Source organism: Comamonas testosteroni (genome assembly GCF_014076415.1).
In the GTDB taxonomy this organism is placed as follows: domain Bacteria; phylum Pseudomonadota; class Gammaproteobacteria; order Burkholderiales; family Burkholderiaceae_C; genus Comamonas; species Comamonas testosteroni_F.
The window spans coordinates 4,202,281-4,222,629 of the sequence record NZ_CP043568.1 but is presented as its reverse complement, the minus strand read 5'-3'; the positions used below and the strand labels follow the sequence as shown (position 1 = coordinate 4,222,629).

The window sequence follows — 20,349 nt, the reverse complement described above, 5'->3', positions numbered from 1 at the left end:
CTGGCCTCCTGCTTAGGAAAACCGGCCCGACGAAGCCCTTTCGTCACGGGGATGAGTTAATGCTGGCAGAAGGTGAAGCTTTGTAAAACTATCGAGGGCTTATATATTCATTGCCGATTCATATGATTTGGCGATAAATACATGTCGATTACCCTACGTCAGCTGGAAGTGTTCGTCGCGGTTTCTGAGGAGGGTAGTCTCACCAGAGCCGGTGAATCGCTGGGATTGCCGCAGTCCAGCATCAGCACGCAACTCAAGGAACTGGAGGGGTTGCTTGGCCTCAAGCTCTTTGATCGTCACACGCGCATGCTGCGCCTGACCGAGGGCGGCATGCAGATACTGCCGCTGGCGCGCAAAACACTGGCAGATCTGGCGGCCATGCTCGACGGCTCAGCGCAGCTCAAGACGCTGGAGAGGGGGCGGGTTTCGATTGCGGCTTCTTCCATGCAGGCGGCTCTGGTGCTTCCCCGAATGGTCAAGTTCTTCTGCGAGATGCATCCGGGCATCAAGATTGAGCTGCTCGATGTTACCCAGGACGATGTCATCCAGATGGTCAAGGGCGGTGCTGTGGATTTTGGCGTGGGTACGGCATTTGGTGACCATGGAGATCTGTCTATGAAAACACTGTGGTCAGAACCTTTCTTTGCCGTGATGCCGCATGACCATGCTTTGGCGAAAAAAAGAAGCGTGACCTGGAAGGAATTGCAAAAACACCCCTTGATAGGGTCTCGCAAGGGAAATCCGGTAAGAACGGCGCTGGAGTTTTCTCTGGCTAGTGAAGGCGTGTCGCTGAAATACGTGCATGAAGTTGCACTGCCGCTGACCGTTGTCGGTATGGTTGCAGGGGGACTAGGTGTAGGTGTTCTGACGGGCTCTACCCGCCGCCTTTCGGAGTCGATGGGGCTCGTGCTTAAGCCCATTTCCCAACCTCGAGTGGAGCGAGAAGTCGTGCTGGTGCTTCATTCCGCGCATTCACTGTCTCCTGCAGCAAAGAAGTTCAGCGATGCATTGGTGAGTTGGACAAGTCTTAAAAGATCGCGCTTTAACGAGGAGGGCAATGATGGTCATTGCTTCTGCAATGTTTGCTATCAGTTTGGATGCGCACTAGAGCATCAGGTGTGATTCTGACCAGCGGTTTCTAGATGGTTGTCAGATCCCTGCTGATTGCGCACGTTCTTGCCGAATAAATCAGGCACTTTCATCCTCAAGGTGTTGAGCGTGGATTCAACTGATCAATGCAACGCAACGACTGCCTCCGGCGGGACATGAAGCAAGGACAGGGGGACTCCGCTGAAGCTCAGAAAGTACTGATGTGGTATTGCTGAAAGTCGGCGATAGCATGCACGAGATCGGCAAGCAGCCTGGCTGAGCACACCTCCGTTCACTCCGTCCTGAGTGGACCGGCCATCTGCGAGACGCCGATCGCGCTTGCAGCAGTCTCTGGCCAAGGGAGAGTCAATCGGCTGACACAGCGGTCAGGTAACCGGGAGATTGGCACTATCAAATTCTTGACAGCGAACCACCTGGAAGGCGTTAACTTGAAAAAATTTGACGAATGCGGTCTTTTGTAGGTGTCCGTTTTTATGGACTCTGGAGGGTGTTTACGACTTTAGTTCGACAGGGCTGCGCAAGTGATGCTCTGGAAGGCGCATGGATGCTCGGCCTGTGTTTACGACTTTAATTACCCAGAGCAGCGATTGTGGATGACCGATGTTTGCTATTAGAGATATAGCTTGTAGCGATTGTTAATGTTGAAATTTGAATGCTTTTCTTATTGAAATCAATTTGTAACCTGCGGTGGATGCTTTCATATTGGTAGCATTCTCCTGACTTACCCGCAGGCAGTCGCAAACGCTACGTTGCGCTGCAGCATGGGCGCTTAAAGTGGCCGCATCAATGCACAAGCAAGGAGCAAGACATCATGGCAATGGATTTTCAAGGTCGTGTGGCCATCGTGACGGGGGCGGGCGGCGGTCTGGGGCGTCTGCATGCACTGGCGCTGGCCAGGCGCGGCGCCAAGGTGGTGGTCAACGATCTGGGCGGCGCGGTGGACGGCTCGGGCGGCTCGGCCACGGCGGCGCAGCAGGTGGTCGATGAAATCCGTGCGGCGGGCGGCGAGGCGATTGCCAACGCGGCCTCCGTGACCGACTTCGAAGCCGTGCAGGCCATGGTCAAGCAGGCCATCACGGCCTGGGGGCGCGTGGATATTCTGGTCAACAACGCCGGCATTCTGCGCGACAAGAGCTTTGCCAAGATGGACATGGCGGACTTCCGCCTGGTCGTCGACGTGCACCTGATGGGCGCGGCCAATTGCTGCAAGGCCGTCTGGCCCTATATGCAGGAGCAGAACTATGGCCGCATCGTGATGACGACTTCGTCCACGGGCCTCTACGGCAATTTCGGCCAGGCCAACTATGGCGCGGCCAAGCTGGCCCAGGTGGGCCTGATGCAGACGCTGGCCATCGAAGGGGCCAAGCACAATATCCGGGTCAATGCGCTGGCTCCCACGGCGGCCACACGCATGACGGCGGGCCTGCTGCCCGAGCCGGTGCTGGAGGCCCTGAAGCCGGAGGCCGTGGTGCCCGCCATGCTGGTGCTGGCGCACGAGAGCGCGCCTACGCGCACCATTGTCTGTGCCGGCGCCGGCGGTTTCGAGGCGGCGCACATCACCATGACCGAGGGTATCTATCTGGGCATGGGCGAGACCGTCCCCGAGGAGCTGGCCGCGCGCCTGGCCGAGGTCACGGCCAGCGAGGGCCAGCAGGTGCCGGCCAGCGGCGCCGTCCAGGGACAGGTGGAAGTGGGCAAGGCCATGAAAGCGCATGGACATTGATCAAGGCCAAAGTCGCCGCATTTTTGGCCCTGTACGAGCGGCAAGAGCGGCTGGCGGTTGCGATTAGCACAGCTGAAAAAAGCCCTCTCGCGAGGGCTTTTTCTGTTTTGGAGTGAGCATGTGCTCATGTTTGGGTTGCTGTTAACCTGACAAACTTCTGGCAGAGGCCCTGGCTCTTGGCAGCTCAACAGGCCGAAAAACGTGGTTAAGCGGCCAGCCGCCATCGCGTTGCGTCTTGTTTCTCTATCATTCGCCGTCTGGGCGCGATTGGGCAGACGAAGTTTGTCGTCAGCGTCTTCACTAAGAAGGTAAGAACAATGAAGACATCGCAGGCCGCCGTGAATATGCCCACCGCCGAAAGGCTGCTGGGCATTCGTCGCGGCATCGAGAAAGAGGGGCTGCGGGCACTGGCCACGGGCTCGCTGGCCCTGACGCCGCACCCTGCGGAACTGGGCTCGGCTCTCACGCACCCGCACATCACCACCGATTACAGCGAGTCCCAGCTGGAACTCATCACCGGCGCACGCCTGGGTGTCGAGGAATGTCTGGACGAGCTGACCGAAGTCCATCAGTTCGTGCTGCGCAACCTCAGCGAAAGCGGCGAGTTGATGTGGAACTCCAGCATGCCCTGCCGCCTGCCTACGGACGAGACGATTCCGCTGGGCCGCTATGGCAGCTCGCACTCGGGCCGTTCCAAGAGTGTGTACCGCATGGGTCTGGGCCACCGCTATGGCCGCCGCATGCAGACCATCTCGGGGATTCATTACAACTGGTCGCTGCCTGGGGTGAGCAGCGACCAGTACTTTGCGCTGATCCGTAACTTCCGCCGCAACGCCTTTGTGCTGCTGTATCTGTATGGCGCTTCTCCCGCGCTGTGTCCCTGCTTTGTGGAAGGGCGTGAGCATCGCCTGCAACCGCTGGGCGATGGCAGGCATGCGCTGTATCTGCCCTATGCCACATCGCTGCGCATGGGACGCCTGGGCTATCAGAGCGACGCGCAGTCCAGCATCAATGTCAGCTACAACGGACTCGACGGCTATGCGGACTCGCTGCATGAGGCGCTGACCCGTCCTTACCCGGCCTACGAGCAACTGGGCGTGAGGAACCCCGGTGGCGACTACAACCAGCTGGGCACGGGCCTGCTTCAGATCGAGAACGAGTTCTACGGCACCATCCGCCCCAAACGTACTGTCAAGAGCGGCGAGCGCCCGCTTCACGCGCTGCGCGAGCGCGGTGTGGAATATGTGGAAGTGCGGCTCATGGACATCGATCCCTATGAAACCGTGGGCATTGCCCCGGCCACCATGCGCATGATCGACGTCTTTCTGCTGCACTGCCTGTACAGCGACAGCCCCGACGACACGCCCCAGGAAATTGCCGACCTCAAGCACAACCAGCATCTGGCCGCGGAGCAGGGCCGCGAGCCGGGCCTGAAGCTGGTGCGCAACGGCCAGCAGGTGCTGCTGACCGACTGGGCACAGGATGTGCTCGAGCAATGCCGTCCCTATGCCCAGGCGCTGGATGCTGCGCACGGCACAAGCGACTACAGCGCTGCGCTGGATCAGGCCCTGGCTCGCGTGCAGGATGCGCAGTCCACGCCCTCGGCCCATGTGCTGCAGGAGCTTACCGGCGCCTATGACAACCGTTTCATAGACTTCATGACCATGCAGTCCGCCAAGGCGCGCGATGCCTTGCTGGCCATGCCCTGGACGGCCGAGCAGCAGACACGCTACGAGCAGATGAGCCAGGAGTCGGTGACCGCGCAGCAAGCCATCGAGGCTGCCGACACCATGACGTTCGAAGAGTGGCGCCAGCGCTATATGGATCCAGCCAGCCTGCTGTAATTCTTGGAATTTGATAGCTGGGGGCGCTTGCAATCTCTGGGTTGCAGGCGCTTTTTTATTGCATTCGGTGCTGCGGCTGTCACGTCACTGTCATCTGTGTTTCATATCGTAACGATCAGCGGAGCACTGCGCTCCGCGCTTGATCGGCGGTGTGCTCATGTTGTTGAAGAAATTCCAGAACCTATCGGTGGCTCGCAAGATGTGGGCCTTGTTCCTGGGGCTGTTGCTGTGCAATGTGCTGGTGGCAGGCGGCCTGTTCAGCTATCTGCAGAATGTGGAGCAGCGGGTCAGCGCCGCTGTTCAGGCCACGGACAAGCGCATCAATCTTGCGCTGCGCTGGCAGGCGCTGACGCTGCAGAGCGTGGAGGCGGCGCTGGCCAGCGTGCTCTCTTCGGAAGAGCATCTGATTGCTCAGCTCTCGCAGAAAGCGCGTGGGCTGATGCAACATGCCGGTGGTCTGCAGCAACAGGTGCAGGCTGAGGCTCAGAGCGACGTCGATCGCAGCGGGCTGGCCAGGGTGGAGCAGGAACGCAAGGCAGTGCTCGATATCTACGAGCAGGCCTATCAGGCGCGTGATCTGGGCAAGGCCTGGGAGGCGCAGAAGCTGGTGGACGAACAACTGATCCCCGCTTCCAGGCGCTATGTCCAGGCGCAGGATGCCTTTATCGATGCCCAGCAGCAGCAGCGCCTGGACGCCGAGCAGCATGGCCGCGAGCAAACCGCCATCGCCAAGCGCATGGCCGTGGGCGTGGGCCTGTTCATGGGCCTGGTGGGGGCATTGCTGTCGCTGACGACGATTCGCTCCATCACCACGCCCTTGAGCGAGGCGGTGCAGCTGGCACAGACCATTGCTGCGGGCGATCTCAGCTATGCACCGCCGGCAACGGGGCGTAGCGACGAGCTGGGTCGGCTCATGCAGTCGCTGGCGCTGATGACTCGGCAGTTGCGTGGCCTGGTCGGCGAGGTGCAGGGGGGCGTGGAGGCAGTGGCTGCCGCATCCAGCCAGATGGCACAGGACAACAGCGATCTCTCCGATCGCACAGCCCATGCTGCAGAGCAACTCAAGGCCACGGTCAGCAGCATAGAAAACATGGTCACCCTGGTCACCCATTCGGCCGACAGTGCGCGCCATGCCGACCAGAGCGCGCGCAGCGCCGCCGAGGCGGCGGCCAGCGGAGGCAGCGTGGTGCAGGAGGTGGTTCGCAATATGGAGCACATGGCGCAAAGCAGCCAGCAGGTGGCGGCCATCGTGGGGGTGATTGACGGCATTGCCTTCCAGACCAATATCCTGGCACTGAATGCCGCCGTGGAGGCGGCGCGGGCAGGCACTCAGGGCCGTGGCTTTGCCGTGGTGGCGGCCGAGGTGCGCGAGCTGGCCCAGCGCAGTGCCGAAGCGGCCAAGCAGATCCGCCATCTCATGGAACACTCCACCAAGCAGATGAAGTCGGGACAGACATTGGCGCTGCAGGCCGGCCAGCGCATGGAGCATATCGTGCGCGATGTGCGCACGGTCAGCGGTCTGATCGCATCGATCACCGAGGCGGCTCAGGCGCAGAACCAGGGTATCGCACAGATCAGCGAGGCGGTGCAGGCGCTGGACCACATGACCAGCCAGAACGCCGGTCTGGTGGCAGAGTCCAGCGCGGCAGCGCGCGAGCTATTCCATCAGGCGCAAAGGCTGGAGGCCGGGGCGGGGCGCTTCCGTATCGACTATCAAGCGCTGGATAACGAGATCGCCGATATCGAGGTAGATGTCATGGAAAAAGAAGTCCATGTGCCTCGCCTGGCTGCGCTGGAAGCCGAAATGGCATAAATCCCGAGTAGTCGGTTTCAGGCGGCGGTCAGGGCTTGGGCCGCATCCTCCAGCCAGAAAGTCAGCGCACCGTAGTAACCTTCCCAGACGCAACCGTTGCAGCCGCGCCCGCAGCAACTCGTGGGCTCGGGCGGCGGCTGACGCAGTGTCACCGCCGCTGCTGCGGCGCGCTGCTGCCACAGCGCTATCTGGCTGCGAGCCTGGGTCAGCGGCTGCAGCAGGGCCGCATCGCTCATTTCTTGAAGCGAACCCAGAGAAACTGGGCTATGAAGGCCAGACCCAGCACCAGGGCGAACCAGCCCACGATATGGGACTGGGCAAACAGCTGGGCAATGCCGCTTTCAGGCTTGAACACCGGGGCCAGCAAGATGATGATGCCGATCAGTGCAATCGTCAGGCCCTTGATCAGAACTTCGTTGCGGGCTTTGGACTTTTGGGGGGCGGAGGGCAGGGGCATAAGCGAGCTGGCAGGTCAGAAAAGCAGAGGGAGATTATCCTTGCGCGCCTGAATTCACTGACATAAAAGGGTGTTTGCGCCCATTGCGCGCCCACACCCTGCAAAAAAGAAAGATCTCCGCTTATGGCCATCCAATGGTTTCCCGGTCACATGCATCTGACGCGTCAGGCCATCACGGAGCGCGTCAAGGAAATCGATGTGGTCATCGAGGTCCTGGATGCACGCTTGCCCGGCTCCAGCGCCAACCCCTTGCTGCAGGAGATGACGGGCCACAAGCCGCGCCTGAAGATACTCAACAAGCAGGACATGGCCGATCCGGTCCAGACCAAGGCCTGGATGGACTGGTACAACGCCCAGAGCGAGACGCGCGCCATTGCGCTGGATGCCTCGGAACCCGCTCCCACCAAGCGCCTGATCGAGCAGTGCAAGCTGCTGGCGCCTTCGCGCGGCGGTCTGGCCAAGCCCATGCGCGTGCTGATATGTGGCGTACCCAATGTGGGCAAGTCCACGCTGATCAACTCCATGAGTGGCAAGACCCAGGCCAAGACCGGTAATGAGGCCGGCGTGACCAAGCTGGAGCAGCGCATCGTGCTGGCCGACGACTTCTACCTCTGGGACACGCCCGGCATGCTGTGGCCGCGCATCATCGTGGAGAAAAGCGGCTACAACCTGGCTGCCAGCGGAGCCGTGGGGCGCAATGCCTATGACGAAGACCTGGTGGCTCTGGAGCTGCTTTTGTATCTGCAAAAGCACTACGCTCCCATGCTGGAGGCGCGCTACAAGCTGGGAATCTCGGCCGAGGAGATCGCAGCACTGCACGATGACGAGCTGCTGACGCTGATCGGCAAAAAGCGTGGTGCCGTGATGAGCGGCGGTCGCGTGAATCTGCAAAAGGCGGCCGAGCTGGTGCTGACCGACTTCCGTGATTTGAGCATAGGCCGCATCACGCTGGAGACTCCGGCCGAATTCGAGGCCTGGCTTGCCGAGGGCCGGCAAAAGGATGCGGAGCGCCAGGCCAGGAAGGACGCCCAGACCAAAGCGCGCCGGAGCGCGCGGCGGCAGCAGCAGCAGCGTTAGGCTGCTGACGACAAGCCCGATGCTGCCATGGCTGGCATGCGCTCAAGCCGGGCAGGCCGCGTGTCTGGGTTTTCAAGACCTGGCTCTCCAGACAATTGAACTAATTGGCAACTGCCCCTAGCATTCGTCATCCAGTCTGAATGCTGAAGGGCTTGCATGCGGCGTCATTTTGTCGAGGCCAGATACCGGTTGCCCATGCGTCGCATGGTGTGGCTGGGCTGTCTCTGGATGTGGGCCCTGGGCGTCTTGATGAGTCTGGTCTGGCTGCTCGCGCCTGCGGTGGACAACATGGATCTGGCCCTGTCCGGAGGCGTCATGCTGCTGTCGCTGCTGTGCATGGGGCTGGCCAAGGCCAGGCAGTGGGCCTGGGCCGTGTACTGTTTTGTCTGGGGCAACTGGCTGCTGAGCCTGCTCTGGGCCTGGCACACGGGAGGGCTTTATGGGCCGGCCGTGATGGCTTTCCCGGCCTGGCTGGTGGTTGCGGTCTGGGTGCAGGGCACGCGTGCCGCCCTGGCGATGCTGCTCCTGTCCACCCTCGTCGTCGCAGCCCTGTGGTGGCTGGCTCAGCAGATCGGCATGCCCTCTGCGGCGCTGTCTGCCACCGAGCATCTGCTGGCACTGATCCATGTGCTGGGCATGATGATGCTGGTGCTCATCATCTGCCTGCAGGCCAGAGCCAGCCTGGGACGGCGCGTACAGAAAAGCCAGGAGATGCTGGCGGCGCTGGAGGCCAGCCAGAACGAGCTGCGCAAGTTCTATCGGGCGGTCGAACAGAGTCCCGAGAGCATCGTCATCACCGACCCGCAGTTGAAGGTCATCTATGTCAACGAGGCCTTTCTGCTACGCTCGGGCTATACGCGCGAGCAGGTGCTCGGCCAGTCTACCGAACTGGTATCCACCATGGGCATGGATCGCAGTCACCGCCAGCGCGCGCTCAAGCAGCTGGCCACGGGCTCGCTGTGGCGCGGCGAGATGACCAATCGCACCAGCAAGGGCGAGGCCTTGCGCGAATCGGTGCAGGTGACGCCGATTCGCACGCCGCAGGGAGAGGTGGTCAATTATGTGGAGCTCAAGCGCGATCTCTCCGAGCGCGTGCTGGCCGAGCGGCGCATCCACGACCTGGTCTACCTGGACCCGCTCACGGGTCTGCCCAACCGCCATTCGCTGACCTTGCATCTGCGCGAACTGGCCCTGGTTCGGCAGGATGTCAGTCATGGCCTGCTGCTGCTGGACGTAGATCGCTTTTCCGTCTTCAGCGATGTGCATGGCATGCAGCACAGCGACGAGTTGGTGCAGGCCATGGGGGCCAGACTGGTCGAGGTGCTGCCCGACGATGCCTGGATTGCGCGTATCGCGGCTGCGGAGTTTGCCATTGTCTTCGACAACCTGCACAAGCATGTCCAGGGCGTGGAGGAGCAACTGCTGCTGTATGCGCAGACCTTGAAGAAGGCCTTGCAAAAGCCCTTTTCTCTCAATAGCTGGGTGGAAACCGAGTTTGTCAGCTGCTGCATTGGCGGTGCGGTGCTGGAGCCGGCCATCAAAGGTGGCAACAGCCATGACGTGCTGCGTTTTGCCAGTGTGGCCTTGCATGAGGCCAAGCTGGGCGGTCCGGGCAGTGTGGTGCTGTTCGAGCCGCGCATGGCCCAGGATGTGTATCGGCGCGTGCGCATTGCCAGAGATTTGTACCACGGCATCTCCGACGGGGAGTTGCGTCTGTATCTGCAGAGCCAGACCGATGCACATGGCCACTGCGTGGGTGCCGAGGCGCTGGTGCGCTGGCAGCACCCCGAATGGGGGCTGGTAAGCCCGGGAGAGTTCATTCCGGTGGCCGAGGAGTCCGAGCTCATCGTGCGTCTGGGCGATTGGGTGCTGCGTCAGGCCTGCATGCTGCTGGCCAGGCCGGCCATGGCAGAGCGTGGACTGCGTCTGTCGGTCAACGTCAGCGCTCAGCAATTTGCGCATGACGACTTCATGGCCACGCTGGACAAGGTCTTGAGGGAAACCGGTGCCAATTCTCGCCAGCTGACACTGGAGATCACCGAAGGCACCTTGCTGCGAGATCTGGATCAGGCACGCCGGCGCATGCTGGCACTGCGCGGCCTGGGCATAGAGATTTCTCTCGATGACTTCGGGACCGGCTATTCCAGCATGTACAGCCTGCAGCACCTGCCGATTCAGGAACTCAAGATCGACAGAAGCTTTGTCAGCGGCAGCCATCGCTCCGAAAAAGATGCCGCCCTGGTGGAGGCCATGTTGCTGGTGGCGCGCCGCTTGCAACTGCGCGTGGTGGCAGAAGGCGTGGAACTGTCCGAGCAGGCGCTGCAGTTGACGCAGTGGAACGCGGACATCGTGCTGCAGGGCATGCTGCTCGGCATGCCCATGCCGCAGCAGCGTTGGCTGGTCGAGGTGCTGGGCGAGCCCGATGCCGCTGCCAAGATATGAAAAAAGCCCACAACCATTGCCGGTTGAGGGCTATCAGCCATGAATAGCGTAGTTCTTGGCTGTTGTCAGGCGGCCGGCTGCTCAAAATAGCGACGTGCCAGCAGATCCCAGAACCTGGAGCCGCGTCCGATGTTGTCATCGTTGAAGTCGTAGGCCGGATTGTGCAGGCTCACGCCGGGCTGGTCGCCCTTGGCATTGCCAATCCAGCCGTAGGCGCCGGGGACGGCCTCCAGCATGAAGCCGAAGTCTTCGGAGGTCATGGCGGGCAGCACATCGTCAAAGGCGTTGTCATCACCGACCACTTCACGCATCACGGCGGCCATGAACTTGGCTTCGCGGGCGTGGTTGGTGGTGTTGGGGTAGGCGCCGGGGCGCAGCGTGAATTCGGCCTTGCACAGATGGGCGGCTGCCACATGGCTGCTGATGCGCTTGAGGCCTTCGACAAACATCTCGCGCGTTTCCTTCTTCAGGGTGCGCACGGTGCCGGCGATGATGGCGTCATCGGGAATGATGTTTTCCACGGTGCCGCTGGTGATCTTGCCCACGGTGAGCACGGCCGAATCCAGGGGGTCGGTGCTGCGCGAGACCAGGGTCTGCAACTGGCTGACGATGGCACAGGCCACGGGAATCGGGTCCAGCGTGGTGTGGGGCATGGCCGCATGGCCGCCCTTGCCGTGGACCCTGATCTGAAAGCGCAGGGTGGAGGCCATGATGGGGCCAACGCGAACGGCCATCTGGCCGGCCGGCAGCGAGGGCCAGTTGTGCAGCGCAAACACGGCTTCGCAGGGGAATTTGTCGAACAGGCCATCGTCCATCATGGCCTTGGCGCCAGCGCCTCCTTCTTCGGCTGGCTGGAAGATCAGGTGTACCGTGCCGTCAAAGTCGGGCTGCTGAGCCAGGGTGGTGGCGGCTCCCAGCAGCATGGTGGTGTGGCCGTCGTGGCCGCAGGCATGCATGCGGCCCTTGTTCTGGCTGATGTGCCCGAAGGTGTTGATTTCCGTGACGGGCAGGGCATCCATGTCGGCGCGGATGCCGATGCTGCGGCCGGGGTTGTCCTTGCTGCGGCCCTTGCCGTAGATGCTGGCGACAATGCCAGTCTGGCCCAGGCCACGATGCACGGTCAGGCCCAGGGCCGTGAGGTATGCGGCGACCTTGTCGCCGGTGCGGTGCTCTTCGTATTTGAGCTCAGGATTGGCGTGCAGGTCGCGGCGAAAACTGAGCAGCGTACCGAGGTGAGGAGTGATATCGGGTGTAGATCGCATACAGGGGCCGCGGAGCACCCAGCGCTGTAACTGTCGTGGCAGGCAAGCGTTGCGGGCCTGCCGGTGACCGCAGCATTTCAATAGCAAGACCCCCATCATAGGCGTATGCGAAGAGTGGGGGCTTAGGTAGATACCGAAATCAGGGATTTCAGCGCTTGTGCTAACCGGGAAAAAAGCAAGCGGTGACTTACCAGGCGTGAGACCTCTTGCGGGCGGCCGGATGAGCTCTGCTGGCCGTGTCTGGCAGGTCAAAATACCTGGCAGATGCAGTCAGCCGTGAAACCGCAATGCCCCGTGCGTCGCCTCGTTCCGGCGCAACCGGCGAAAATACCGGGTTATGACCGCACAGAACGCCAAAATTTCCCTGTTCCAGCAGTTGCTGGTGCGCCCCGATCGCAACGATCCCAACCCTCTCATCCTCTACCATGGCCGTCGCTGCCCCGACGGCTTCGGCGCGGCGCTGGCGGCCTGGCTGTTCTATGAAGGTCAGGCCGAGTTTCGCGGTCTGGATCACGGCGAGATTCAGACGGCCGACGACCTGGGCGATCTGACCGGTCGCGCCGTCTATGTACTGGACTTTGCCTTCGAACCCACGCTGATGGCCGAGATCGAGTCGCGCGTGGCCAAGCTCGTGGTGCTGGACCATCACAAGAGCGCAGCCGAGAAACTCAGCGGCTACCAATGCCAATGCGGCGTGGTGCATTTCGATATGAGCAAGTCCGGCGCCCGTCTGGCCTGGGAGTTTTTCCAGGCCGACAAGCCCGTTCCCGGCCTGATTCGCTACATCGAGGACCGCGATATCTGGAAATGGGAATTCCCCGAAAGCGCGGCGTTTCTCGCGGCTTTGGACATGGAGCCCGTGCGCAGCTTTGAGCGCTGGGCCGAGATTGCGGCATTCACGCCCGAGCAGGAAACCGTCTACATGGCCCGTGGCGGCGCCATGGACGAGAAATTCCAGAAGCTTTGTGCCGATATTGCCGACGGCGCCCAGGTGCTGATCTTCAACGGCATGCAGGGCCTGATGGTCAACTGCCCGGGCATGTTCCACAGCCAGGTGGGTGATTTGCTGGCGCGCCAGAGTGGCAGCTTTGCCCTCATGTGGCATGCCAATCACAAGGGCACCAAGGTGGGCCTGCGCTCGCGCTCGGAGTTCAATTGCATTCCTCTGGCCGAGAGCTTTGGAGGCGGCGGTCACGCCCAGGCCTGTGGCTTCAAGATGGGCAATGAGCGCCTGGTGGAGTTGCTGCAGGGCGAGCTCAAGGCCGACCCCGAAGCGCAGTACGATTTCCTGGCCGCTCCCAGCCTGCAGTTTGACGAAGAGGGCAAGTGGATTCGCGAAACGCCCAAGTCTGCGTAATTCCAGAAAATCATAGCTGCCAGCGCTTGAGACACAAGCGCTGGCAGCTATTTTTATACTATGGATTGCCAGCCCGGCAGCGCCAGCAGCTTTTGCCAGTCCCGCGCTTCCTGCAGCTGAGTCAGGCTGGGCCAGTCGGCCTCGAAGCGCATGGGCTGTCCGCTCACGGGGTGGGCAATCTCCAGCGCTCTGGCATGCAGCCATAGTCGTTGCTGACCCAGGCGCTCGGCCCACCAGCGGTTCAGCGGACCCTTGCCGTGGGTGGCGTCGCCGATGATGGGGTGGGCCACATGCTTGAGGTGGCGGCGGATCTGGTGTCTGCGGCCCGTGGTGGGCAGGGCTTCGACCAGGCTGATGCGGGTCTCGGGGTGCCGGCCGTCATAGCTTTCGGGCCAGGACAGGCGTGCCAGACAGCGCAAGCGCGTGTGCGCCTCCTGAACCGGGGCATCCTCGGGCGCATCGTCGGGCTTGAGGGGATGATCGACTTCCAACGCTTCGGGCAGCCAGCCGCGCACCAGGGCCCGATATTCCTTGCGGGTCTCATGGGCTGCAAAGCGGGCCGCCAGGGCCTGGGCTGCTTCCTTGTGCAACGCCATGACCAGCACGCCGCAAGTGCCCTTGTCCAGCCGGTGCACGGGCCAGACATGGCGGCCCAACTGGTCGCGCAGCGTCTGCATGACAAAGCGGGTCTCGTGCGCATCCAGGCCCGTGCGATGCACCAGCCAGCCAGCGGGTTTGTAGACCACGACCATATGCTCATCCTGCCAGAGTATGTGCAAAGGCGGTTTGGCAGAGCCGTCGGGCAAGGCGGTATCGGGCATGTGGAAGGCAGACAGAAGAGGGCGAGCCGCACTCTAGCGCACAGTGCAAAGCTTTGCTGACCAGGGTCTGCCTGCCGACAGGCTGCTTCGTGGCCGAGAATCGGTGCGGGCCGCTCTACGTCGGCTCAATTTCTTGAGGTGTCAGCGCTTGACGGAAAAATGCTGGCAGCCATTTGGAGGCTTGATTTTGTGTCTGTGATGTTCAAGGGCGTGGTGGTTTCGGTACTCGCGTCCGTGCTTTTCGCCTCGCTGTATTACCTCTCGCCTTTTCTCGCTCCGCTCGATGGCGAGCAGATCTTTGGCTGGCGCGTGCTGGTGACGCTGCCCTTTACCACGGCTTTGCTGTTCGTCCTCCAGGAGGTGGTGGCAGTACGTACCTTGCTGGCGCGAGCTCTGGCTCAGCCCCGGTTTGGAATGCTGCTGGTGCTGAGCTCGGCGCTGCTGGGCGTGCAGCTATGGATTTTCATGTGGGCACCCATGAACGGGCGTGCGTTGCCAGTGTCGCTGGGCTATTTTCTGTTGCCGCTGGTGATGGTCGTTGCCGGGCGTGTGCTGTTTGCCGAGCGTCTGACGCTGGGCCAGAGCCTGGCTACGCTCTTGGCGGCAGCGGGAGTGGCACATGAGCTCTGGCAGGCCGGCGGCATGTCATGGGAGACCTGGGTGGTGGCTCTGGGCTACACGGTGTATTTCTCACTGCGCCGCTGGCTGCAGACCGATACCCTGGCCGGTCACTGGATAGACATGGCGCTGCTGGTTCCGGCGGCCATTGCCTTCACGCTGCGCACGCCCGACAGTTGGCCGCTGGTGGCGGGTCATCCGACGCTATGGGGCCTGCTGCCCTTGCTGGGTATCGTCAGCGCCGCGGCGCTGGCACTGTACATGATTGCCAGTCGCTGGCTGCCGCTGGGCCTGTTCGGTCTGCTGTCCTATGTGGAGCCGGTCCTGCTGGTCGTGGTGGCCTGGCTGCTGGGCGAGAGCATGGAGCCGCAGCAGCAACTGAGCTATGCGCTGATCTTTGCCGCCGTGGGCCTGCTGATCGGCGACGGCTTGCGGCATTCATGGCGTGGGCGTTCACACACATCGGACTGAGATTGCTGCAGTTTCAGCCCCAAGTTGGTGCATCACAGGGCAATAATTGAAGTTTTGTTTTGTTTGAAGGAATAGCTCGTCATGGCATTGACCCCATCCCCTATCCGCGTTGCTATCGTCGGTTACGGCAATCTGGGCCGCGGCGTGGAAGCTGCTGTCGCCAAGAACCCCGATATGCAGCTCAAGGGGATTTACACCCGTCGCGACCCTTCCCAGCTCCAGCCCCTGAATGCAGGTACGCCTGTGCATTCCATGGATGTTTTGCTGTCGCACAAAGGTCAGGTCGATGTGCTGATTCTCTGCGGCGGCTCCAAGGACGATTTGCCCAGGCAGGCGCCCGAACTGGCGGCCCATTTCAATCTGGTCGACAGCTTTGACACCCATGCCCGCATCCCCGAACACTTTGCCAATGTGGACAAGGCCGCTCAGGGAGGGCAGTGCACGGCCCTGATCTCGGCCGGCTGGGACCCCGGCATGTTCTCCATCAACCGCGTGCTGGGTGAAGCCCTGCTGCCTGACGGTGCTACCTACACCTTCTGGGGCAAGGGCCTGAGCCAGGGCCATTCCGACGCCATCCGCCGCGTGGAAGGCGTGGCCGGCGGCGTGCAGTACACCATCCCCGTGGAAGAGGCCGTCAACAAGGTGCGCTCCGGCGTGCGTCCCGAGCTGTCCACCCGCGAGAAGCACCAGCGTGAATGCCATGTGGTGCTCAAGGATGGCGCCGACGCCGAAGTCGTGCGCAAGACCATTGTGGAAATGCCTCACTACTTCGACCAGTACGACACCACGGTCCACTTCATCAGTGCCCAAGAGCTGGCCCGCGATCACTCTTCCATGCCCCATGGTGGCTTTGTGATCCGCAGCGGCAATACCAGTGCCGAGAGCAAGCAGGTCATCGAATACCGCCTGCAACTGGACAGCAACCCCGAGTTCACTTCCAGCGTGCTTGTGGCCTATGCCCGCGCCGTGCATCGCCTGGCCCAGGCCGGCCAGCATGGCTGCAAGACCGTGTTTGACGTGGCCCCTGGACTGCTCTCGCCCAAGAGCGCCGAACAACTGCGTGCAGAGCTGCTGTAAATCAGTCGCCATCAGCAAAAAGCCTCGCAGGGTCTGCGAGGCTTTTTTGGTGCCGAAACGGGCTGCAGCGCCAATTGCCCGATTGTCGGCGGCTATTGATTTGCAAGTGGTTGCGAGGGCTCGAGGCCGCTCACGCGTGCCGCATCTTCGAGCCTGTCCACGTCGCGCAGTGGTTTGAACAGCGTCATCCAGCCGCCCACCACGCCCAGCGTGCACAGACTGCCCAGAATGGCTGCGGGAACTGCGCCGAACCAGGAGGCGCTGCTGCCGGCGCGGAACTCGCCGAGCTCGTTGGAGGAGCCGATGAACAGCATGTTCACCGCATTCACGCGGCCGCGCATATGGTCGGGCGTGGAAAACTGCACCAATGCGCCGCGAATGTAGACGCTGACCATATCGGCTGCGCCGGCCACGGCCAGAGCCAGCATGGACAGCACAAACCAGTGCGAGAGCGCAAACACCAGATTGGCCAGTCCGAACACTGCTACGGCGGCAAACATCACCTTGCCCACGCGGCGGTTGATGGGGCGTGATGCCAGCCACAGGCCCATGCAGACCTCTCCCGCAGCCATGGAGGAGCGCAGCAGGCCCAGGCCTTGCGGGCCTACCTGAAGCACCTCGTGCGCATAGACGGGCAGCAGGGCCACAACGCCGCCCAGCAGCACAGCAAACAGATCGAGCGAAATGGTGCCAAGGATGATGGGGCGGGTGCGCATGAAATGCAGGCCTTCGGCAAAGCGTTGCCACATGGTGGTTTGCACGTCAGTGACGATCCTGGGGCTGGCAAAGTGCACTGGAACCTGGCTCAGCAGGCCTGCGCCCAGAAGCAGAGCGACGCCGCAGACCGCATAGGTCAGCACGCCGCCGCCGAGCGCATACAGCAGGCCACCCAGCACGGGAGCGGCAATCGCCGAGATACGCATCAGCATGCTGTTGGTGGCCAGGGCCAGGGCCAGTTGCTCGCGCGCTACGATCTGCGGCAACAGGCTTTGCAGCGCCGGACCGCTGAAGGCGCGACTGCAGCCAAACAGCACCAGCACTGCATAAATCCAGTGCACATTGTGCGTGCCGCTCTCGGCCAGCAGCCAGAGCAGGCCTGAGCAGACTGCGGCCACCAGCCAGCTGATACCGAGCAGGCGCTTGCGGCTCATGCGGTCGCTGAGATCGCCAGCGGGAATCAGCAGACCAGCCATGGGCAGGAACTGCGCCAGCCCCACATAGGCCAGAGACAGCGGCTCGCGCGTGATGTCATACACCTGCCAGGCCACCACCACGGCCTGCATCTGCTGGGCAAACATGGCAAGCATGCGTGCCAGCACGAAATTGACAAAAGCGGGATCGCGCAATGGCGGGGTGGTGGAGGCCTGAGGCGCTGTAGAGGTGACGGGGGTGGACAAGATGAGATCAGTGAGTGCGGCTTGGGGAGGCGGGAGTTGGCCTGGGCCGACTTCCTGCCTTGGCGACCTGAAATGTCAGAGGGCCGAGTATGCGCGATCGCCCTGTTTTCTGCAGTGCCTGTGCCCGTTCTGGGCATTCACTTCTGTTGCGGTTCATATCCGGCAAGCAGGCTGCGGATTGACCTTCACGCCATGCAGGAGAGAAGCCTTGTTTGTCAAAAAATGTTTACCGACGAAGGCATGAGTCACTTTCCCACACGCAAAGAAACGGCTGCGATTCATCATAGCTTCACACAAATGGTTTTGCGTTATGAATAGCAAATCTTTCTCTCAAGGAGTCACATCATGTCCATGCTTTCGATGCAATACGCAGGAACTCTTCTGGGCCGCGAAGCAGTCATTGAATTCCCGGACAGCCAGGCCCAAGTCCGCTACACCACCAGCGGTCAGATGCGTTGGCGCGTGGTGGACTCGCAAGGGCATATTTCCGAGGGCTGCGAGAACCTCAGCTATCTGCAACTCAGCGACCACCTGCATTTCTTGAACTGGATCGAGAAAACCGGCTTCACGGTCAGCCAGGTCATAGACTCGGCCAAGGGCACGGTTCAGGCTTTCTGGTCCTACGCTGACAACCAGTGTGAAAGCGGCCATCGTTCCTCCATGTTTGTGGAAGGCCGCTTCCGTCTGCGTTGAATCTGTCGGCTCTTGTCCAGGGCATGGAGCGGGGGTAAGAGCCAACTCAATGATTTGTGTGTGTGAGGTCAGTGACTTTCCTCTCTTGCCGACATCCGAAAGGTGTCGGCTTTTTTCTCCGTGAAACATCGCCGGCTCAACCATCCCTGCGTATTTTTTGATCGCAGGGCCAGAAGTTAATGCCTGTGCGGCCTGGCCCTGTTTTCCCGAGGCTTGTCCACAGGCGGCTCCACAGACGCTGGGCATAACCTGCAATCCTGTTTTCCGAACTGCTGCGTTCACAAAACATTCCCTAAGTGGTTATTGCCAAAAGAAAATCATCCTCTGGCAACGAATCCGATTGATGGAGCATGGTGCGTGAAACATCGGCATTGAATGTACGCATGAAAATAGAAAAAGCCGGCACCTGGGCCGGCTTTTCAATGCCTGAGCGCTCGCTTACTTGCGCTTGTCAGCGATGGCCGAGGACACCACCATGTCCAGTACATAGACATAGCTTGAAGCATCGGCGGGTACATTCTGGCGCTTGAAGCGGTTGATGCGAAGCACATTGCTCACACCGACTTCGTGCTTGTAGCCTTCAATCTCGCTGTAGAAGTTCTCCCACTGGCCGGTATAGGTCTTGACGCCATTGTCGCCGTAGCGGATCTCGCGCACCTGCAGACACTGATGGCGGCCTGCACCAGCACTACAGGCCTTGCGTTCGGGACCGACCTCGAGAAATATACGTTCGGGCGCGCTGCCGTATTGGGTCTGGGCCGTGGGCTTGCCGTTGAGCTGCCAGCGCGTGCCATCAATGAACTGCAGCGTCAGGCGAGGCTGTTCGGTGGTGGAGCCGCCGAGCTGCACATTCCACTGCTTGGCCGTAGGCAGAATACGCGCTACCTTCTGCTCCAGCATCATCAGCTGGTTGTCATTGCAGGCACGCAGGGTGCTCATGCCGCGCTGCAGATTGATGCGCTGGCCTTCAACGGTGTAAGCCGACGAGATGACGTTGCACAGATTCTTGACGACGACGCGCTGGTCCACGAAGTCCAGTTCGATAGGGGCCTGGCTGGAACTCAGAAACCAGCTCTGGTCCTCGTTGCCGGCTGGCGTGAAGGCCTCCTGCAATTTCCAGTGATAGGCGGTCAGCGACGCGGCATCGCCTGCGGGGCCTGTAGGGCCGGGCTTGCTTGCACCGCCGCCGCTTGTCGTACCGCAGGCGGCAAGCGTCATGGAAGCAACAAGGGGAAGGCACCAGGTCCAGCGAAATTTCATAGGGTTTCCTTAAGGTGGAATAGAGGAATACGGCAAACCGTGTCAGCAGAAATAGAGTCTCGCTGACCTTATCAGTTCCCTGCGGGTTTTATCTGACCTTAACCCAACGATGCTGTTGTTTTGCGCTTCGACAGCCTCAGAGTGTCAACAAATGCTGCACGCTGACGGGCGGAGAAATCAGATATGCCGTTCGGGCGTGAAGCCCCTGTAAAGATCGAAAAAATCCGTACGACTAGACAGCGCTTCGTCAAATTAGTCTTTGCCAAGCTGCTACGCTTCAAAGGTTCGGGCTATGAAGAAACTATGGCCCAGGCATCAAGGAGTTTTTGTGCGCTTAGGTGGTGTTGCTTTGTTTGGACTGAATTGGGGGCGGCTGGGTTCTGCGGGCATATTGGCAGGTTTGCTGGGGGCCTGCTCGGCAACTGCCCCTCAGCATATGCCGGTACAGGAGACTTTCGACTCCAGTTCCACGTTCTCCCGCGGCTTTGAGGCGACACCGGCACAGACTTGCGAGGCTGCGCGCCGCGCCTTGTTGAGTCAGGGCTATATCGCCACGGCCAGGACGCAGGAGCTGATCGAAGGACGCAAGAACTTCCAGCCCAATACGGAGACCAATCTGGAAATCAATTTCCGCGTGGTCTGCGTGCCGCAGACCAGCGACGGCTTGGTCAGCCTGGGCTTTGCGACGGCGCTGCAGGATCGCTATTCGCTCAAGAAGAGCGCAACCTCGGCCAGCGTGGGCGTGAGCGCTCTGGGTTCGCTGTCTCTGCCGTTTTCTTCCAGCAACGATTCGCTGGTCAAGGTAGGCAGCGAGACCATTTCCAAACGCAGCTTCTACGACAGTTTCTTTGAGTTGGTGGAAAACTATCTGAAGCAGGATCAGGATGCACCATAGCTTTTGAGCAAACCAGTTTGTAGCGCTTGGTA

At 61.1% G+C, this 20,349-nt stretch carries 17 protein-coding genes; 11 read left to right on the top strand and 6 right to left on the bottom strand.

Annotation, left to right across the window (positions count from 1 at the left end):
- Nucleotides 1-141 precede the first annotated feature (141 nt).
- The 4 genes from F0P97_RS19440 to F0P97_RS19425 all read left to right on the top strand — a co-directional run bounded on the left by F0P97_RS19440 (nucleotide 142) and on the right by F0P97_RS19425 (nucleotide 6,490).
- Nucleotides 142-1,122, top strand: a complete 981-nt coding sequence (locus F0P97_RS19440) for a LysR family transcriptional regulator (protein WP_182283580.1) — start codon at nucleotides 142-144, stop codon at nucleotides 1,120-1,122.
- A 799-nt stretch (nucleotides 1,123-1,921) separates the two neighbouring features.
- Nucleotides 1,922-2,833 carry an SDR family NAD(P)-dependent oxidoreductase gene (locus F0P97_RS19435; protein WP_034376464.1) on the top strand — a complete coding sequence of 304 codons (912 nt, stop codon included), beginning with the start codon at nucleotides 1,922-1,924 and terminating at the stop codon, nucleotides 2,831-2,833.
- Nucleotides 2,834-3,150: 317 nt separating this feature from the next.
- Nucleotides 3,151-4,677, top strand: coding sequence for a glutamate--cysteine ligase (gene gshA, locus F0P97_RS19430; protein WP_182283579.1), 1,527 nt, complete (start codon nucleotides 3,151-3,153; stop codon nucleotides 4,675-4,677).
- A gap of 157 nt (nucleotides 4,678-4,834) precedes the next feature.
- The gene (locus tag F0P97_RS19425; RefSeq protein ID WP_232537992.1) at nucleotides 4,835-6,490 is read left to right on the top strand and encodes a methyl-accepting chemotaxis protein; all 1,656 of its coding nucleotides are present in this window, start codon (nucleotides 4,835-4,837) and stop codon (nucleotides 6,488-6,490) included.
- A gap of 17 nt (nucleotides 6,491-6,507) precedes the next feature.
- On the opposite strand, the gene F0P97_RS19420 is transcribed toward F0P97_RS19425, so the two are convergent.
- Both F0P97_RS19420 and F0P97_RS19415 read right to left on the bottom strand, forming a co-directional pair.
- Entirely contained in the window at nucleotides 6,508-6,726 is a 219-nt protein-coding gene (locus F0P97_RS19420; protein ID WP_182283577.1) for an oxidoreductase-like domain-containing protein, read from the bottom strand.
- Nucleotides 6,723-6,947 (bottom strand): hypothetical protein, encoded by a 225-nt coding sequence (locus F0P97_RS19415; RefSeq protein ID WP_182283576.1) that lies wholly within the window; start codon nucleotides 6,945-6,947, stop codon nucleotides 6,723-6,725. The genes F0P97_RS19420 and F0P97_RS19415 overlap by 4 nt, the downstream gene beginning before the upstream one ends.
- 123 nt (nucleotides 6,948-7,070) lie before the next feature.
- On the opposite strand from F0P97_RS19415, the gene ylqF reads away from it, so the two are divergent.
- Together ylqF and F0P97_RS19405 are read left to right on the top strand one after the other, a co-directional pair.
- Complete coding sequence (ylqF, locus tag F0P97_RS19410; RefSeq protein ID WP_182283575.1) at nucleotides 7,071-8,024, top strand: ribosome biogenesis GTPase YlqF; 954 nt, start codon at nucleotides 7,071-7,073, stop codon at nucleotides 8,022-8,024.
- A 156-nt stretch (nucleotides 8,025-8,180) separates the two neighbouring features.
- Entirely contained in the window at nucleotides 8,181-10,466 is a 2,286-nt protein-coding gene (locus tag F0P97_RS19405) for a putative bifunctional diguanylate cyclase/phosphodiesterase (protein WP_182283574.1), read from the top strand.
- Between the two features lie 65 nt (nucleotides 10,467-10,531).
- Here F0P97_RS19405 and F0P97_RS19400 read toward each other — a convergent pair whose 3' ends face one another.
- Nucleotides 10,532-11,728 (bottom strand): M20 aminoacylase family protein, encoded by a 1,197-nt coding sequence (locus tag F0P97_RS19400; RefSeq protein ID WP_182283573.1) that lies wholly within the window; start codon nucleotides 11,726-11,728, stop codon nucleotides 10,532-10,534.
- Between the two features lie 337 nt (nucleotides 11,729-12,065).
- Between F0P97_RS19400 and F0P97_RS19395 the strand changes: the two genes are divergently transcribed.
- Nucleotides 12,066-13,085, top strand: coding sequence for a DHH family phosphoesterase (locus F0P97_RS19395; RefSeq protein WP_182283572.1), 1,020 nt, complete (start codon nucleotides 12,066-12,068; stop codon nucleotides 13,083-13,085).
- 53 nt (nucleotides 13,086-13,138) lie between these two features.
- Here F0P97_RS19395 and F0P97_RS19390 read toward each other — a convergent pair whose 3' ends face one another.
- Nucleotides 13,139-13,906: a pseudouridine synthase gene (locus F0P97_RS19390; RefSeq protein ID WP_182283571.1), complete on the bottom strand. Its 768-nt coding sequence runs from the start codon at nucleotides 13,904-13,906 to the stop codon at nucleotides 13,139-13,141.
- 198 nt (nucleotides 13,907-14,104) lie between these two features.
- Here F0P97_RS19390 and rarD point away from each other — a divergent pair, with 198 nt between their 5' ends.
- Nucleotides 14,105-14,995 carry an EamA family transporter RarD gene (rarD, locus tag F0P97_RS19385; RefSeq protein ID WP_182287257.1) on the top strand — a complete coding sequence of 297 codons (891 nt, stop codon included), beginning with the start codon at nucleotides 14,105-14,107 and terminating at the stop codon, nucleotides 14,993-14,995.
- An 81-nt stretch (nucleotides 14,996-15,076) separates the two neighbouring features.
- Nucleotides 15,077-16,072, top strand: a complete 996-nt coding sequence (locus tag F0P97_RS19380; RefSeq protein WP_182283570.1) for a diaminopimelate dehydrogenase — start codon at nucleotides 15,077-15,079, stop codon at nucleotides 16,070-16,072.
- A 92-nt stretch (nucleotides 16,073-16,164) separates the two neighbouring features.
- On the opposite strand, the gene F0P97_RS19375 is transcribed toward F0P97_RS19380, so the two are convergent.
- Nucleotides 16,165-17,469, bottom strand: coding sequence for an MFS transporter (locus F0P97_RS19375; RefSeq protein ID WP_182283569.1), 1,305 nt, complete (start codon nucleotides 17,467-17,469; stop codon nucleotides 16,165-16,167).
- Nucleotides 17,470-17,814: 345 nt separating this feature from the next.
- On the opposite strand from F0P97_RS19375, the gene F0P97_RS19370 reads away from it, so the two are divergent.
- Nucleotides 17,815-18,162: a MoaF-related domain-containing protein gene (locus tag F0P97_RS19370; protein WP_182283568.1), complete on the top strand. Its 348-nt coding sequence runs from the start codon at nucleotides 17,815-17,817 to the stop codon at nucleotides 18,160-18,162.
- Between the two features lie 438 nt (nucleotides 18,163-18,600).
- Here the strand turns inward: F0P97_RS19370 and F0P97_RS19365 are convergent, their stop codons facing one another.
- Nucleotides 18,601-19,422: an META and DUF4377 domain-containing protein gene (locus F0P97_RS19365; protein WP_182283567.1), complete on the bottom strand. Its 822-nt coding sequence runs from the start codon at nucleotides 19,420-19,422 to the stop codon at nucleotides 18,601-18,603.
- A gap of 328 nt (nucleotides 19,423-19,750) precedes the next feature.
- Here F0P97_RS19365 and F0P97_RS19360 point away from each other — a divergent pair, with 328 nt between their 5' ends.
- A complete protein-coding gene (locus F0P97_RS19360) occupies nucleotides 19,751-20,317 on the top strand; it encodes a DUF2242 domain-containing protein (protein ID WP_182283566.1) in 567 nt (188 codons plus the stop codon).
- The last annotated feature ends 32 nt before the right edge of the window (nucleotides 20,318-20,349 follow it).

Excerpts from the sequence above, each read along its gene's own strand:
- F0P97_RS19440 (WP_182283580.1), top strand. The coding sequence starts at position 142 with ATGTCGATTACCCTACGTCAGCTGGAAGTGTTCGTCGCGGTTTCTGAG.
- F0P97_RS19435 (WP_034376464.1), top strand. The coding sequence starts at position 1,922 with ATGGCAATGGATTTTCAAGGTCGTGTGGCCATCGTGACGGGGGCGGGC.
- gshA (WP_182283579.1), top strand. The coding sequence starts at position 3,151 with ATGAAGACATCGCAGGCCGCCGTGAATATGCCCACCGCCGAAAGGCTG.
- F0P97_RS19425 (WP_232537992.1), top strand. The coding sequence starts at position 4,835 with ATGTTGTTGAAGAAATTCCAGAACCTATCGGTGGCTCGCAAGATGTGG.
- F0P97_RS19420 (WP_182283577.1), bottom strand. The coding sequence starts at position 6,726 with ATGAGCGATGCGGCCCTGCTGCAGCCGCTGACCCAGGCTCGCAGCCAG.
- F0P97_RS19415 (WP_182283576.1), bottom strand. The coding sequence starts at position 6,947 with ATGCCCCTGCCCTCCGCCCCCCAAAAGTCCAAAGCCCGCAACGAAGTT.
- ylqF (WP_182283575.1), top strand. The coding sequence starts at position 7,071 with ATGGCCATCCAATGGTTTCCCGGTCACATGCATCTGACGCGTCAGGCC.
- F0P97_RS19405 (WP_182283574.1), top strand. The coding sequence starts at position 8,181 with ATGCGGCGTCATTTTGTCGAGGCCAGATACCGGTTGCCCATGCGTCGC.
- F0P97_RS19400 (WP_182283573.1), bottom strand. The coding sequence starts at position 11,728 with ATGCGATCTACACCCGATATCACTCCTCACCTCGGTACGCTGCTCAGT.
- F0P97_RS19395 (WP_182283572.1), top strand. The coding sequence starts at position 12,066 with ATGACCGCACAGAACGCCAAAATTTCCCTGTTCCAGCAGTTGCTGGTG.
- F0P97_RS19390 (WP_182283571.1), bottom strand. The coding sequence starts at position 13,906 with ATGCCCGATACCGCCTTGCCCGACGGCTCTGCCAAACCGCCTTTGCAC.
- rarD (WP_182287257.1), top strand. The coding sequence starts at position 14,105 with ATGTTCAAGGGCGTGGTGGTTTCGGTACTCGCGTCCGTGCTTTTCGCC.
- F0P97_RS19380 (WP_182283570.1), top strand. The coding sequence starts at position 15,077 with ATGGCATTGACCCCATCCCCTATCCGCGTTGCTATCGTCGGTTACGGC.
- F0P97_RS19370 (WP_182283568.1), top strand. The coding sequence starts at position 17,815 with ATGTCCATGCTTTCGATGCAATACGCAGGAACTCTTCTGGGCCGCGAA.
- F0P97_RS19365 (WP_182283567.1), bottom strand. The coding sequence starts at position 19,422 with ATGAAATTTCGCTGGACCTGGTGCCTTCCCCTTGTTGCTTCCATGACG.